The organism is Clostridium frigidicarnis, from assembly GCF_900111985.1.
Lineage (GTDB): Bacteria > Bacillota > Clostridia > Clostridiales > Clostridiaceae > Clostridium_Z > Clostridium_Z frigidicarnis.
This window is the reverse complement of sequence record NZ_FOKI01000002.1, coordinates 51448-67040: the sequence shown is the minus strand read 5'-3', so window position 1 is coordinate 67040 and position 15593 is coordinate 51448. Positions and strand designations below refer to the sequence as shown.

Sequence of the window (15593 nt, the reverse complement as noted above, 5' to 3'; positions counted from 1 at the left end):
TTACTTTATTTTAGCTACTATACAATTCCATTCTCCGTCTTTGTTTATCTCAACAACTTCAAAGCCTGAACTTTCAAGCTTATCAGTTACCATTTCTACTCTCTCATGAATTATTCCTGATGTTATAAACAATCCATTTTTATTTAATACTTTCTTAACATCATCTACTAATATACATATTACTTCCGCTATTATATTAGCTACAACTAAATCTGCTTTTCCTTCTACTACATCAAGAAGATTTCCCTCTAAAATTTCAATGTTATTTAATTTATTATATCCAACATTTTCTTTAGCTGACTCTACTGCTACAGGATCTAAATCAACTCCAATTGCATGCTTTGCTCCAAGCCTTGCAGCAGCTATTGCAAGTATTCCTGATCCTGTTCCTATATCAAACACAACAGTATTTTCTTTTATATACTTTTCTAGTGAAGCTACACACATTCTTGTTGTTTCATGAGTTCCTGTTCCAAATGCCATACCTGGATCTATCTCTATAATCAATTCTTCCTGATCCACATTGTACTCTTCCCAAATTGGCTTAACAACTATTTTTTCACCTATTTTAGTCGGTTTGTAATACTTTTTCCAATTATTAGCCCAATCTTCTTCTTTAACTTCTTCATACTCAACTTTACCTTCTCCGATGTCTATTCCCATTTCCTTAAGCTCATTTAGTTTTCCTTTTATGTACTTAATAACTTCTTCTATATTGTCTTCTAAAGAGAAATAGCCTTTTACCACTGCAGCATTTCCTTTATGCTCTAATACATTTAAATCTGCAAAATCCCAAGTCAATGGTCCCTGTTCTCTTCCTAATATATCATTTGGGTCTTCTATGGCTACCCCTTTAACATCTAATCCATAAAATATACCTTGAACAGGCTCTAGTGCTTCTGATTTCGTTATAATCTTTACTTCTATCCAAGTACCGTTCATATTATCAATTCCTTCCCAAAATACTAATTTAAATCCTACATTCTCAATTATCTATTATGTACTATATTTTACCCTCTATATATAATTATGTCTACATAGACTAAAGCTTAGTCTTATTGTATCAAAAGACTAAGCTCTTTTAAAATATTTTTTGTTTTTTATTATTTGTGAAAAAAACCTTTTTTCTTCTTTTTTTCTGACTCTTCTCCTGAAGCCTCAATAAATGCATTTAACGCTTCCTTTTGACCCTCATTTAAATTCTTAGGTACATCAACAATCACATTTACATATTGATCTCCACGACCTGAAGAATTGACTCTTGGAACACCTTTCCCCTTTAATCTAAAAACAGTTCCTGGTTGAGTACCTTCTGGTATATCATAACTTACATCTCCATCAACTGTTTTAACCTTAATCTCTGTTCCTAGTGCTGCTTTTGTCATTGGTATATGTGTATCTACATATATGTCAAAGCCATTTCTCTTAAAGAAGTTATGTGGTTCAACATATAAACTTATATATAAATCTCCTGCTGGTCCACCATGACTTCCATGCTCACCTTGTCCTCTAAGTGGAATTACATTTCCAGTATCTACACCTGCTGGTATATTAACCGAAATAGATACTTGTTTTTTCTTCTTTCCTGCACCATGACATGAATTACATGGATTTAATATTATTTTTCCGCGTCCCCCGCATTTATCACATGTAGAGACACTTGCAAAAGTTCCTAATGGAGTTTGTCTTTGCACTCTCATTTGTCCACTTCCACCACATTTGTCACATGTAGTAGGAGAGGTTCCATTCTTAGCTCCTGTTCCATTACAAACTTCACAAGATTCACTTCTTGTTATCTTTACATCTTTTTTAACTCCAAATACAGCTTCTTCAAATTTCAAGTTCAATCTATACTCAAGATCTAAACCTTTTTCTGGTCCACCTCTTCTTCTTCTTGAACCTCCACCGAAGCCACCAAATATATCACCAAATATATCTCCAAGATCAAAATCCATTCCACCAAATCCAGATCCACCAAATCCAGAACCTTCAAAGTCAGCAGTACCAAACTGATCATATCTAGCTTTCTTTTCTGGATCACTTAAAACTTGATATGCCTCATTTATTTCTTTAAATTTTTCTTCTGCTTCTTTGTTTCCTGCATTTTTATCTGGATGGTATTTAATAGCTAATTTCCTGAATGCTTTTTTTATTTCATCATCACTTGCACCTTTTTGTAGTCCTAATACTTCATAAAAATCTTTTTTAGCCATATAGCCACCACCTATTACTTAAAATTAGGGGAAGACTTTTGCCTTCCCCTATTTAATATATTATAAATTCAATTATTTGTCATCAACTTTAAAATCAGCATCTACAACATTATCATCATGAGGTGCTTCTGCTCCAGCATTTCCTGCTCCACCCATGTTGTTCGGATCAAATCCCTCTGCTCCTTCTGCTCCACCTGCTTGTTGATACATTTTAGAAGATATAGCATAAAATTCTTGAGTTAACTCTTCTGAAGCTTTCTTTATAGCCTCTAAGTCTTCTCCATCTTTAATTTTCTTTAATTCTTCAAGCTTAGCTTCAACCTTAGATTTATCTTCAGCAGAAACCTTATCTCCTAGCTCTCCTAAAGTTTTCTCAGTTTGATATACTAATTGATCTGCATTGTTTTTAATTTCTATAGATTCTTTTCTCTTTTTGTCTTCTTCTGCAAATTTCTCTGCTTCTTTAACAGCACTATCTATTTCATTATCTGAAAGGTTAGTTGAAGCTGTGATTGTTATGTTAGCTTCTTTACCTGTTCCTTTATCTTTAGCAGATACATTTACTATACCATTAGCATCTATATCAAAAGTAACTTCTATTTGAGGAATTCCTCTTGGTGCTGGTGCTATTCCTGAAAGTGTAAATCTTCCAAGAGTTTTATTATCTGCAGCCAGTTGTCTTTCCCCTTGAACTACGTGTATTTCAACTGATGTTTGACCATCTGCTGCTGTAGAGAATACTTGACTCTTTCTTGTTGGTATAGTTGTATTTCTTTCTATTAAGTGTGTTGCAACTCCACCTAAAGTTTCTATTCCTAAAGTTAAAGGTGTAACATCTAGTAATAATACATCCTTAACATCTCCAGTTAATACTCCTGCTTGGATAGCAGCTCCCATTGCAACACATTCATCTGGATTAACTCCCTTTGAAGGTTCTTTTCCAGTAAAGTTCTTAACAGCTTCTTGAACAGCTGGTATTCTTGTTGATCCACCAACTAATACTATCTTATCTATTTCATTCATAGAAACTCCAGCATCACTTAAAGCCTTTTTCATTGGTTCTATGGTTCTTTGAACTAAATCATGAGTAAGTTCATTGAATTTAGCTCTTGTTAAATTCATATCTATATGCTTTGGACCTGTTGCATCTGCAGTTATAAATGGTAGATTTATATTAGTTTGAGTTGATGAAGATAATTCTATCTTAGCTTTTTCTGCTGCTTCTTTTAATCTTTGAAGAGCCATCTTATCATTTCTTAAATCTATTCCATTCTCAGATTTGAAAGTTTCAGCAATATAGTTCATAACATTGTTATCAAAGTCATCTCCACCTAGAGCTGTATCTCCATTTGTAGATTTAACTTCAAATACTCCGTCACCTAATTCTAATATAGATACGTCGAAAGTACCGCCACCTAGGTCATATACTAGGATTTTATGAGCTGATTCTTCACCCTTATCCATTCCGTATGCTAAAGAAGCTGCTGTTGGCTCATTTATTATTCTTAAAACTTCTAAGCCAGCTATTTTTCCTGCATCTTTAGTTGCTTGTCTTTGGCTATCATTGAAATAAGCTGGTACTGTTATAACAGCTTGAGTTACAGTTTCTCCAAGATAAGCCTCAGCATCTGCTTTTATTTTTTGAAGTACCATTGCTGATATTTCTTGTGGAGTATAATCCTTACCATCTATATCAACCTTATATCCAGTTCCCATATGTCTTTTTATAGAAATTATAGTTTTATCTGGATTAGTTATTGATTGTCTTTTTGCAACTTGACCTACTAGTCTCTCTCCATTAGCTTGGAAAGATACTACTGATGGAGTAGTTCTTGCTCCTTCTGAGTTTGTTATAACTACTGGTTCTCCACCTTCCATAACTGCCACACAAGAGTTAGTTGTTCCTAAATCGATTCCTATTACTTTTCCCATAATATTTACCTCCTAAAATTCCTTGTTAGTTTGCTACTTTAACCATGCTATATCTTAAAACTTTGTCTCCCTTTTTATATCCTTTTTGGAGAACTTCAACTATAGAGTTGTTTCCAAGGGAGTCATCATTTACATGCATAACAGCATTATGATAATTTGGATCAAATTCGCAATTTGTATTTATTTCTTCAACATTTAATTTTTCAAAAGCTGTTTCAAAAGACTTTAAAGTCATTTCAACACCTATTTTTATATCATCAGCACTACCTTCAATTGATACTGCTCTTTCTAAATTATCTATAACAGGAAGTATATCCTTAAGCACATCTTCGCATGCATCAGTATATATTCCTTCTTTTTCTTTAGCTGTTCTTCTTCTATAATTTTCATATTCTGAACTAGTTCTTAGCAATCTATCTTTTAATGCTTCTATTTCATTTTGAAGTTTCTGATTCTCATCTTTTGTCTTTAGTAATGAAGATTTTAATTGTTCTTTTTCATCATTACAATTATTTTCCTCTTTGTCAATTTCATTAATTTCTTCTACCTGGTCATTGTTTATAGTGTCTTCGCATGAACACTTCTTAGTATCCATTTCCTCCAGGTTATCCACCTTCTTTTCTTTCTTTTTCATGTTTAACACCTCTTCTCTAATAATCGCTATATTGTCTCAAGCTTTCATTAAGCTCTTTCATAACTTTGCCAACAATTGTCATTATTTTAGAATAAGGAATTCTGGTAGGTCCTATAAGCCCTATAGTTCCAACCGGAACATTTCCAAGACTATAAGAAGCGGTTATTACGCTACAGTCTTTTGCTTCCTTAACATAGTTTTCCTCACCTATTTTAATAGTTAAAACTCCATCTGTATTAATAAGACTATTTACAAGTTCTCTATTCCCTATAAGTGATAGGAAATCTCTAGCCTTTTCAATATCATTAAACTCTGGGTAATTAAAAATATTAGCTGTACCTTCAGTATAAACCTCCGAGGAACCTTTGTGATTTAAAGTATCATATATAGCTGGGATTATGGCATTAAATATATCATCATATCCACTTAAATCACTTTTTAAATTATTTATAACCTCTAAATTTATCTGCTCTAAAGTTAGATTTCTGATTCTATTAGCCAGTGCATTTGATATTTTTAATAACACATCTTGGTTCGGAGCTTTTTCAACTCTTATTAAACTATTTTTTATTATTCCACCATCTGTTACCATAACAACCAATATGCTATTTACATCTATTGCTAATAATTGAATAGATTTTATATGGCTTTTGTTAACTGAAGGTGCTTTTAGTATGCAAGTAAGCTTTGTTAATTCTGAAAGAATATAAGTTGCCTGTTTAAGCATCTTATCAACTTCATATAAAGCCTCATCTACTAAATACCCTTTTATTCTTAATTCGTCTTCTAAACTTAAAGCTTCATCAGGCATTAGCTTATCTACATAAAGTCTATATCCTTTATCCGAAGGTTTTCTTCCAGCTGAACTATGAGGTTGTTCTAAATACCCCATATCCTCTAAATCTGCCATCTCGTTTCTTATAGTCGCTGAGCTTATACCCAAATCATATTTTTTTGCTATAGTTCTTGACCCAACAGGCTCTGCTGTAGTTATATAATCACTTATTATCGCTTGAAGGATTCTGATTTTTCTTTCATCTATATCACTCATGGCAACACCTCATTTATTAGCACTCACATCAGCTGAGTGCTAACGACTACGAATTTAAAATAACATTTTACGATTTTTTTGTCAATACTAATAGCGTCTAATTAGGTTTATATATCTTTTTATTATGTATATTACCCTATCTTTTCTTTAAATATCTTTTATTTTCTCTTAAAATCTATTATGTTTAATTTACACATATGCTTTTTTAAATTTAAAAGTCCCAGTTGACAAGTTATATTGAGAATTGAAAATTGAAAGTTATGCTTGATTTGTCTATAAAAATCTATAATTAAAATTTAAAAAATATCCTTCACTCTCAACTGTGAATTTTGAAATAGCACAAGTTTTGAAAACTTGTTACTTATAACTCGTCTCAGTCTATTATAAAATCACTCATTACAAAGTTAGATATCTCTATTCCTTTAGATGTTAAAGCTAAGTTTCCATCCTTCTCTTCTAAAAGATTTAATTTTTTGTGCTTATTTATTATTTCTCCATATACCTGATAAATATTCTTATTAAATTTTTCATGGAACTTTTTTATACTTATACCCTTTATTTTTCTAAGTCCCATAAACATGAACTCTTCCATGTTATCATTTATAGAATTTTCAAACCGTTCCTTTACTCCACAATCACCTTTATCTATAGACTCTATATATTTTTCTATATTACTTTCATTAGAAGTTCTTAAATTATCTAAATAAGAACTTGAACCTGAACCAACTCCAATATATTCATCAAGATTCCAATAGATTAAATTATGTTTACATTCTTTATCTTTTTTTGAAAAGTTGGATATTTCATATTGTTCATATCCATTTCTATTTAATATTTCAAGAGTTGATTTATACATTTTTCTCTCTATTTTTTCATCAGGCATATGTAATTTGTTATTTTCATATAACTTATAAAATGCTGTGCCTTCTTCCAAAATCAAACCATAGGCAGATATATGTTCTGGATTTAGATCACATATGGTATTTAATGTGTCTATCCACTCTTCTAAATTTTGATTTGGCAAACCAAACATCAAATCTATGTTTATATTATCAAACCCTATTTTTCTTGCCATTTTAAAGTTTTCTTTAAATTCCTTAAATGTATGAATTCTTCCTATAGCTTTTAAATGATAATCTTGAACAGCTTGCAATCCCATAGATAATCTATTTACCCCAATAGCCTTTAATGCTTTTAATTTTTCTTCGCTTAACGTACCTGGGTTAGCCTCTACTGAAAATTCTATATTCTTATTTAAATTTAATTCATTTATTTTATCTCCTAATTTTAACAATTGTTCAGATGATAAATAAGTTGGAGTTCCTCCTCCTATAAATATAGTGTTTATATTTATATTATTGCCAATTCTATAATTTACTTCTTTAATTAACGCTTCTATATACTCTTCCATTAAATATTCTTTACAAGGAAAAGATGGAAAATCACAATACCAACATTTTTGCTTACAAAACGGTATATGAATGTATAAACCTATTTCTTTCATGATAAACTTCCTTCCTCTTGGATATGACAAAGTTCACAGGCAATATTGACTGTGAACTTTATTATTAAGGCATATTCAAAAAAATACCAAGTCAGTATGATAGTATATTTGACTTATTATTTTCTTTCATTTACCTAATCTACTTTAAGAATAGACATGAATGCTTCTTGAGGAACTTCTACAGAACCTACTTGTCTCATTCTTTTCTTTCCTTCTTTTTGTTTTTCTAATAGTTTTTTCTTTCTTGATATATCTCCACCGTAACACTTAGCTAATACGTCTTTTCTCATAGCTTTAACTGTCTCTCTAGCTATTATCTTAGCCCCTACAGCTGCTTGTATAGGAACCTCGAACATTTGTCTTGGTATAATTTCCTTAAGCTTTTCAGCTATTCCTCTGCCTCTATGATATGCTCTTTCTTCTGGAACTATCATAGATAATGCATCTACAACTTCTCCATTTAAAAGAATATCTAACTTTACAAGTTTAGTTGTTGTATATCCTTTTAATTCATAATCTAAAGATGCATAACCCTTTGTCCTAGATTTTAAAGCATCAAAGAAATCATAAATTATTTCATTTAGTGGTATATCATAGTTAAGCATTACTCTTGTTGTTTCAAGATATTGCATATCTATAAATGTACCTCTCTTATTTTGACAAAGGTCCATTACAGGCCCTACATAGTCTGTTGGTGTTATAATTGAGGCCTTAACAACTGGTTCTTCCATATGTTCTATTTCACTCATTTCTGGAAGGTTTGTAGGATTTGTTATATCTAGTACCTCTCCATCAGTTTTAACTATTTTATATATAACAGATGGTGCAGTTGTTATTATATCTAAATTAAATTCTCTTTCAACTCTCTCTTGAATTATCTCCATATGTAATAGTCCAAGGAATCCACATCTAAATCCAAATCCTAAAGCTAGTGAAGTCTCAGGTTCGAACTGAAGAGCCGCATCATTTATTTGCAATTTTTCTAATGCTTCTTTTAATTCTTCGTACTTAGCCCCATCAACTGGATATATACCACTATATACCATAGGAATTGCTGGTCTATATCCTGGTAGTGCCTTTTCTGTACTTCTATTTGCCTCTGTTATAGTATCTCCAACTCTTGCATCTGCAACATTTTTTATTGCTGCTGACACATAGCCAACTTCTCCAGCCTTTAACTCTTCTACTGGTATAAATCCTGGTGCGAACACACCTACTTCATTAACTTCATAAAATTTATTAGTAGCCATAAGTTTTATTTTTGTTCCTCTTTTTATAGCTCCATCCATTACTCTTACATAACTTACAACACCTTTATAGCTATCATAATAAGAGTCAAAAATTAAAGCTTTTAAAGGAGCCTCAGCATCACCATTTGGTGCTGGTACTTTATCAACTATAGCTTCTAATACATCTTCTATGTTAAGTCCTGATTTTGCAGATACTAAAGGAGCACCTTGAGCTTCTATTCCAATAACATCTTCTATTTCATTTTTTATTTCATCAGGTCTTGCAGAAGGAAGATCTATTTTATTTATAACCGGCACTATTTCCAACTCATTATCTAGTGCTAAATAACAGTTTGCTAAAGTTTGCGCCTGAATTCCTTGAGTTGCATCAACTACAAGTATGGCACCTTCACATGCAGCAAGGCTTCTTGATACTTCGTAGTGAAAGTCTACATGTCCAGGAGTATCTATAAGGTTTAATATGTACTCTTTACCATTGCTTGGTCTGTTGTATATTAATCTTACTGCCTGAGACTTTATAGTTATTCCTCTTTCTTTTTCAAGTTCCATATTATCAAGAATTTGTTCTTGCATTTCTCTTTTTGTTAAAGTTCCTGTTTTTTCGATTAATCTGTCGGCAAGGGTTGACTTACCGTGGTCGATATGCGCTACTATAGAAAAATTTCTTATATTCTCTTGTTTAATACCACTCATATAATAACCTGTTCCTTTGAACAGAATTCACCCCCATGTCATACTGAATCAATGTAAATTATACCACACTGTACTGTGCAACTGTCAATATTAAGCTTTAGTCATCGTTTTTGGAAAAATCAAGCAAGTTTTCTCCCTTTTTCACAAGTTTATCCTTAAAATCTACGAATGCCTTTCTTGAAAACACTATATCATATTCTTTTAATGATATTTTGAATCCTTCACCAGAATTTGTTGAAATCTTTATGGGTGCTTTATCTTCTTCTATTTTAATTATACTGCTTTTAGTTTCACCCAAATATCTATTGTTATTCTTATTTTCTCCTAAATTAAATTTCTCTGTACACAATGTATTTATACTTATGAAACCATATATAAAAATAAAAAAACTTGTTATAAACACAATACAATACTTAAATCTATTAGAAAACTTCATTTTACCACCTCTACTATTACGAATTGAAAGTTATTGTTGGTTTTTTTACAAACCCCAAAATGGCTAAGTAATTTTTAAGTGATAAGTTAAAAGTAACAAATTGAGGTTGAAAACAGCATGTTTTCTTTAAAACCTTAACACTCAATTCTCCCTTTTTAACTTCTGACTAAAAAATCCACTTAATTATAATATTTGCCATGTATTTGTAAAGTTAAACAACCTTGATTTAAAAAAGTGGCTCTTCCATATTTTTAGTGACAAGTTAATAGTTACAAGTGACAAGTTGATGTTGAAAATCTCTTTCCTCCTAAATTTTATTAACCTTCTAAAATTAAATTATTGGCTTTTATGAACACTGTGAATAAAAATTCCCTTAACTCTTATCACTTACAACTTGTCACCGACTAAAAATTTCTATAATTTCCCGTACAAAAATAAAGAAACCACATAAGTTTATATTTTCTTACATGGTTTCTTTATATTAAAAGTTATTTTCTATTTAATTGCTCAGCTATTATTCTTGCTAAATATTTTGCAGTTGCTGTTGCCTCTTCTATCTTTGTTGTATCAGAACCAACTTCTACAAGTATTGAATTACTGCTTTTATCTTGATTAAAACTTCCTATACCATGATTATAAGAGAATATACCTCTACAATATCCAGGATATAATTTATCACTAATTCCTATTAAACCATTAAGCAGTTTCATATTTTCATTTATATTTTTTCTGTTTTTAGAGACTACAAACATTATTTTAGCAATATTTTCATCATTCATCCTTGTAGTTATAGTTTCTCTACTTGGACCAGAATCTCTATGAATATCTATTATAAGTTTAAAATCTTTATATTGATTTAAATATTTGTCTACAGTTTGCCCAGATTTATTGTAGCAAGTTGCATAATTGTCACTGTGAACTGTCTTATCATGTATAACTGATATACCATATGTTTCCTGCAATATTTTTTGAAGCTCATCCCCAACAGTAACTACTGTGTTATTAGGCCCTCCTGGTGCAAAATCTTCATTGTTATGTGTATGATATATTAATATATCAGGTTTATTTGCATCTAGTTTTTTCTTTAAGGTGTTATCTTCTAATGGAACAACCTTATTTGAAAGTTTCAAATCATTTTCTGTAGGATTTGCCTTGTTATTATTTTTAGATATGCTATTATCATTTAGTTTAAATGGATTCAGGCTTTCAATAGATCCATTTTCTTTATTTAACCCCCTATTTTCCATAGATATTAAAGGCAATTCTTTTTCAAGTATAGAAATCGGGTTATATATGTTTATTCCAAGGGCATCCATTATTAAATTTTTAAATTGACCACTATGTTCTTCCCCGTCTTGTCCATATTGAGATACTATTGGCATTGAATAATTTAATAATTTTGTATATATAGCACTCCCATTTACTCCACTTGTCATATTGTGTTTTAAACAATTAACAATTCCAATAAACAGCGCTAAAGTAACTAATAAAAATAGCGCTATTTTTAGTTTTATGTTTCTAATATTTATTATTTCATTGTTATTCATCTATATCCCATTGCTAAAATCAAATAAAATCCCACCATCCACATATTATTAAAAGGATTTTATTAAATGTTTTGCAACAGTTCACCTCCCTCCCACATATCTTAAATATATGTATAGAGGGATAGTGAATATTACTTAAACATTTAAAAAGCAAGCATTTACCTAGCTTAATTCAAAAACTTATTTATATCCTCCATATCTAATCCTGGCTGAAGAGCTATATTTATACCCATAGAAATTATTTTTGATACTGAATCTATTACTGAATCTACTTCTTTAGGTGTAACTACAAGATCTCCTACATAAGGATTTAATATCTCCTTTATAAGTCCACTTCTTTCAGATTTATCTATTGAATTTAACATTTCATAAACTTTACTTTCTTTTGTAGATTGTTTTACCATCTCATTTATAACTAAATCTATAGTATCATTTGCTATTGTTGAAGCGTAGACTACTGTTGGAACACCTATGGCAATTACAGGAACTCCTAGTGTTTCTTCGTTTATCTCCATCCTATGATTTCCAACCCCAGCTCCTGGTGCTATTCCAGTATTGCCTATTTGTATTGTTGTATTAACTCTCTCTAGTCTTCTTGATGCCAATGCATCTATACACACTATATAGTCTGGCTTTATTTTATCTGCTAATGACTTTATAACTTCTCCTGTCTCTATTCCTGTTAATCCTAATACTCCTGGCGCTATAGCACAAACTGGAGTTATTGATTCATCTATATCATTAGGCATTAATTTCTTTAAATGTCTTGTTACCATGAGTTTAGATACAACCTTTGGTCCAAGAGCATCTGGCGTTACATTCCAATTACCAAGTCCTACCACTAAAGTTGTTGTTTTCTCATCTACTTTGACCATTTCTAATAAAACTTTTCCTAGAGCTTTACTAACATTATCCATAAGTCCTCCATCATATAATGTTAACTTAGGCATATCCATAGTTACATATGTACCCTTAGGTTTTCCTATATTTTTTTCTCCTTTCTCATTTAAAACTTTCACTATAGAGATTTTTATATCATCTTCCTCCCTTTCTTCAATCTCCACCCCATCACATTCTCGTTTATTGCTTTTAACATACATTTCCCTAGCTTCTAAAGCTAAATCTGTTCTGACATCAAACATATTATAAATCCTCCTTATAAAAGATATATTTATATCTTTTGTAATTTATATCTTTTATATAACTACTAATGTAGTATTTTTGTGAAAGTTTAAAATTACCCTTGAAGTATTGATTTTTTAATGCTATAATAACCTTTGTTAAAAGAAGACTCGTACGCAGATTTCCCCAAACTGCAGAGGCCCTATTAAATTGAAGGGGGTGAAAACATATGGCAAACATAAAATCAGCTAAAAAAAGAATAAGAGTAACTGAAGTTAAGACTCTTAGAAATAAGATGATAAAGTCTGCTCTTAAGACAACAATAAAGAAATTCGAAGCTGCAATAGCTGCTAAAAACGTTGAGGAAGCTCAAGCTACTTTCACTAATGCAGTTAAAGCTTTAGATATGGCTGCTTCTAAAGGAATAGTTCATAAGAACATGGTTGCTAGAAAGAAATCTAGATTATCAGCGAAGTTAAATGGATTATCAGCATAATAAATAAACCGGTAATTTATTACCGGTTATTTATTTTTTTGTCCTGGCACAATCTACAAGTACCATTTCTATTTCTATTTTATTGTTTGAACCTGAGGATTTCATTCTACTTTCTCCTCTTAAACATACCTCTAAACAATTCTTTAATTGCTTTTCATTAAATTTCTTACTTTGTTCCATTAAGTTTTTAGCAACATATGGATGTAGTCCAAACTCTTTAGAAAATTCATCAGGACTTTGTCTATTTTTCACCTTTGCCCTAGCTTTCAATAAAAGATCAAATTGCCTTTCTATCATTGCTAATATGGCTGTTTCTTTATTTCCCTTAAATATGAGGTCATTACATAACATTAATGCTCTCTGTGTCCTGTTAGTGCTTATTGCATCCACCAAATCAAAGACATCTTCGTCTTTTGTTATTGGTAACAACATATTTATATCTTCTTTTTTTATAGTTCTCCCATACGTATATGATATGAGTTTTTCTATTTCCATATTTATTATGTTTAAATCTTTGTCTACTCTATCAACAAAATATCTTAATTCATTTTTTCCTATTTCTACATTTTTATTATAAAAGATTTTTTGAACTTTTTTGTATAACCTATCTCCCTTTAAATCTTCTACTTTTATAACAGCTATGTTACCTTTTAATCTATCTAACTCTCTGTTTTTTTCTCGTTTATCTTTTAGTATATAATATCCTATAAAAACCGTGTATTCCGGCATATTTTTTACATATGCTATAAGATCTTTTAATTCCTTTGATGTTTTTTCTTTTGGTTTGCTTCGTAAATGTTCTAGTCTAAAAGCTTCCACAACCCTTTTTTCCGCCATAAAAGGTAGTGTTTCACAAGCATTTATAAACTGTGTCATTTCAAAGTTCATTCCATCTAGTCTCATATAGTTTAAATCCTTAAAATTAGGATCCACTATTATATCTACCATTTCTTCTATGGTTTCTTTAATCTGACCCTCATCCATACCATAAAATATATATGCATTATATATTTGTTTGTCTTTCAAACTCTTCTCTAAGTCATCTAAATTCATTTCTTTCCTCTTCCCCTATGCTTAAAATCCTATTAGGAAGTATCTTTACAGTTACTCCATCTTTTAAACTAATTTTATTTTCAAAACATCCTTTTGAATACAAATATAAATTTTCATTATTTAATATAATATCATACTTTTTATTTAAATTCACTTTATATTTATTATCATCTTCTTCTATAATATTGCAATATTTCAGTTTTTCTTTAGTGTAAAAGTCCTTCATATCTCCTTTAGTTAAAACCACTCTTTCCCATTTATAACCTATATCATATATATAGCAATTATCTACCTTATAAAAATTTATAGTAGGAAAGGTATTATATATCCAAAGGGATCCTGATAATATTACTGCAACTGGAAAAAACTTTAGACTTTTATAGCCTTTACTGTATAAATAAAATGACATTATAATCAAACAATATATGACGCTATATTTATAATCCATAAAGCTTATTTTAGGAGATATAATTTTTAAAACATCACTTATGTTTTCCATTATTACCAAAATAAAATAAATTATTTTTACTATAATGTTAAATATAAAATCAAAATTACTAAAGATTAATCCTACGTTCCCTAGTATAACTAAAATTGATATAAATGGCATAATTAATAGATTTCCTAAAAGGAATCCAAAAGAAAAATAATTGAAAGCTATAATTATATAGGGAAATGTGAATATTTGAGAACTGAAAGTTAAGGCTACTGTACTTCTTATACAATTAGGAATTTTATATAAAATTTTATCTAACTTTTTATTATATAGTATGATTCCAAGAGTGCTTAAAAAAGATAAATGAAATCCAGCATTAAATATATAATATGGTCTATAAAATCCTAATACCAAAGCCGTAAATGTTAATATTGGTAAAGGTCTATATGTTTTGTATACCTTGGTTGATAATCTTAAAAAGATTATCATAATAAAAGCCCTTAAACTTGAAGCCTTAGCCCCTGTGAAAACCACATATATTCCTGTTATTAAAATCCCAAAACTAGTTCCTAATATTCCCTCTAAAAAACTATATATCAAATTCAAGTGAAACCCTGAAACTGATACACTATGAATAATTCCAAGTTGTTTAAACTCTTCCTTTTGTTCTTCAGTTGCTCCCCTTAAATCACCAAAACATACTCCTGTTACAATTGCCCCTCTACTTTCTCCGAGCTCATTTTGAAATTTATCTTTTATTTTAATTCTTAAATCATATATTTTGGATATAAAATCTCTTCTAGAACTTAATATTTTATAATTCTCAAAACTTCCTATTACTCCTGTACTATAATTAGTATCTCTTTTCAGAGTGCCCTTAATTGTAATCCTATCTCCAGGAACTATTTTCTTTGTATAATCCTTCATTATAAAATTACGGCCCTTATATGACGACTTAACATAAAATCCATTTACATCTTTAACCCTAAGTTCTATACTTTCATTATTAAATTTAATATTAAAGAACATATAAAAACTTGCAATGCCTACAAAAAAAAATCCTATCCATAGCATAAAATTTTTTATATCTAACGTAAAAAACATAATTAAAATTATAATTATAGAAAATGCTATGGCTATATTAAAATTATTAAAACATAAATACCCTACAATATTTCCAAATATAAATGATATTGTAAGATAAACTACTTGCTTATTCATATATA

The 15593-nt window shown here is 30.1% G+C and carries 13 protein-coding genes; 1 reads left to right on the top strand and 12 read right to left on the bottom strand.

Annotation, left to right across the window (positions count from 1 at the left end; all coding sequences use genetic code 11):
- The 10 genes from prmA to gpr all read right to left on the bottom strand — a co-directional run bounded on the left by prmA (position 1) and on the right by gpr (position 12402).
- Positions 1-942 (bottom strand): 50S ribosomal protein L11 methyltransferase, encoded by a 942-nt coding sequence (gene prmA / locus BM119_RS01415; RefSeq protein ID WP_090038165.1) that lies wholly within the window; start codon positions 940-942, stop codon positions 1-3.
- Between the two features lie 161 nt (positions 943-1103).
- Positions 1104-2213, bottom strand: a complete 1110-nt coding sequence (dnaJ, locus tag BM119_RS01410) for a molecular chaperone DnaJ (RefSeq protein WP_090038162.1) — start codon at positions 2211-2213, stop codon at positions 1104-1106.
- 72 nt (positions 2214-2285) lie between these two features.
- Entirely contained in the window at positions 2286-4145 is a 1860-nt protein-coding gene (dnaK, locus tag BM119_RS01405) for a molecular chaperone DnaK (RefSeq protein ID WP_090038158.1), read from the bottom strand.
- 25 nt (positions 4146-4170) lie between these two features.
- Positions 4171-4749 carry a nucleotide exchange factor GrpE gene (grpE, locus tag BM119_RS01400; RefSeq protein WP_423230992.1) on the bottom strand — a complete coding sequence of 193 codons (579 nt, stop codon included), beginning with the start codon at positions 4747-4749 and terminating at the stop codon, positions 4171-4173.
- 46 nt (positions 4750-4795) lie between these two features.
- A complete protein-coding gene (gene hrcA / locus BM119_RS01395; RefSeq protein WP_090038153.1) occupies positions 4796-5830 on the bottom strand; it encodes a heat-inducible transcriptional repressor HrcA in 1035 nt (344 codons plus the stop codon).
- Between the two features lie 373 nt (positions 5831-6203).
- Positions 6204-7334, bottom strand: coding sequence for a radical SAM family heme chaperone HemW (gene hemW / locus BM119_RS01390; protein WP_090038150.1), 1131 nt, complete (start codon positions 7332-7334; stop codon positions 6204-6206).
- A gap of 134 nt (positions 7335-7468) precedes the next feature.
- Positions 7469-9277 (bottom strand): translation elongation factor 4, encoded by a 1809-nt coding sequence (gene lepA, locus BM119_RS01385; RefSeq protein WP_090038147.1) that lies wholly within the window; start codon positions 9275-9277, stop codon positions 7469-7471.
- A 97-nt stretch (positions 9278-9374) separates the two neighbouring features.
- On the bottom strand, positions 9375-9713 hold the full coding sequence (locus BM119_RS01380) for a hypothetical protein (protein ID WP_090038143.1): 339 nt from the start codon (positions 9711-9713) through the stop codon (positions 9375-9377).
- Between the two features lie 488 nt (positions 9714-10201).
- Entirely contained in the window at positions 10202-11260 is a 1059-nt protein-coding gene (locus tag BM119_RS01375; RefSeq protein ID WP_090038140.1) for a stage II sporulation protein P, read from the bottom strand.
- Between the two features lie 167 nt (positions 11261-11427).
- On the bottom strand, positions 11428-12402 hold the full coding sequence (gene gpr, locus BM119_RS01370) for a GPR endopeptidase (RefSeq protein WP_090038137.1): 975 nt from the start codon (positions 12400-12402) through the stop codon (positions 11428-11430).
- Positions 12403-12611: 209 nt separating this feature from the next.
- Here gpr and rpsT point away from each other — a divergent pair, with 209 nt between their 5' ends.
- Positions 12612-12878, top strand: a complete 267-nt coding sequence (gene rpsT, locus BM119_RS01365) for a 30S ribosomal protein S20 (protein WP_090038134.1) — start codon at positions 12612-12614, stop codon at positions 12876-12878.
- Between the two features lie 30 nt (positions 12879-12908).
- Here rpsT and holA read toward each other — a convergent pair whose 3' ends face one another.
- Positions 12909-13931, bottom strand: a complete 1023-nt coding sequence (gene holA / locus BM119_RS01360) for a DNA polymerase III subunit delta (RefSeq protein ID WP_090038131.1) — start codon at positions 13929-13931, stop codon at positions 12909-12911.
- Complete coding sequence (locus BM119_RS01355) at positions 13918-15588, bottom strand: ComEC/Rec2 family competence protein (protein ID WP_090038128.1); 1671 nt, start codon at positions 15586-15588, stop codon at positions 13918-13920. Before BM119_RS01355 ends, holA begins: the two co-directional genes overlap by 14 nt.
- Positions 15589-15593: the final 5 nt, after the last annotated feature.

Bases quoted from the DNA above. Each gene is read 5' to 3' on its own strand.
- gpr (WP_090038137.1), bottom strand. From the start codon at position 12,402: ATGTTTGATGTCAGAACAGATTTAGCTTTAGAAGCTAGGGAAATGTAT.
- hemW (WP_090038150.1), bottom strand. From the start codon at position 7,334: ATGAAAGAAATAGGTTTATACATTCATATACCGTTTTGTAAGCAAAAA.
- prmA (WP_090038165.1), bottom strand. From the start codon at position 942: ATGAACGGTACTTGGATAGAAGTAAAGATTATAACGAAATCAGAAGCA.
- holA (WP_090038131.1), bottom strand. From the start codon at position 13,931: ATGAATTTAGATGACTTAGAGAAGAGTTTGAAAGACAAACAAATATAT.
- rpsT (WP_090038134.1), top strand. From the start codon at position 12,612: ATGGCAAACATAAAATCAGCTAAAAAAAGAATAAGAGTAACTGAAGTT.
- dnaK (WP_090038158.1), bottom strand. From the start codon at position 4,145: ATGGGAAAAGTAATAGGAATCGATTTAGGAACAACTAACTCTTGTGTG.
- hrcA (WP_090038153.1), bottom strand. From the start codon at position 5,830: ATGAGTGATATAGATGAAAGAAAAATCAGAATCCTTCAAGCGATAATA.
- BM119_RS01355 (WP_090038128.1), bottom strand. From the start codon at position 15,588: ATGAATAAGCAAGTAGTTTATCTTACAATATCATTTATATTTGGAAAT.
- BM119_RS01380 (WP_090038143.1), bottom strand. From the start codon at position 9,713: ATGAAGTTTTCTAATAGATTTAAGTATTGTATTGTGTTTATAACAAGT.
- lepA (WP_090038147.1), bottom strand. From the start codon at position 9,277: ATGAGTGGTATTAAACAAGAGAATATAAGAAATTTTTCTATAGTAGCG.
- BM119_RS01375 (WP_090038140.1), bottom strand. From the start codon at position 11,260: ATGAATAACAATGAAATAATAAATATTAGAAACATAAAACTAAAAATA.
- dnaJ (WP_090038162.1), bottom strand. From the start codon at position 2,213: ATGGCTAAAAAAGATTTTTATGAAGTATTAGGACTACAAAAAGGTGCA.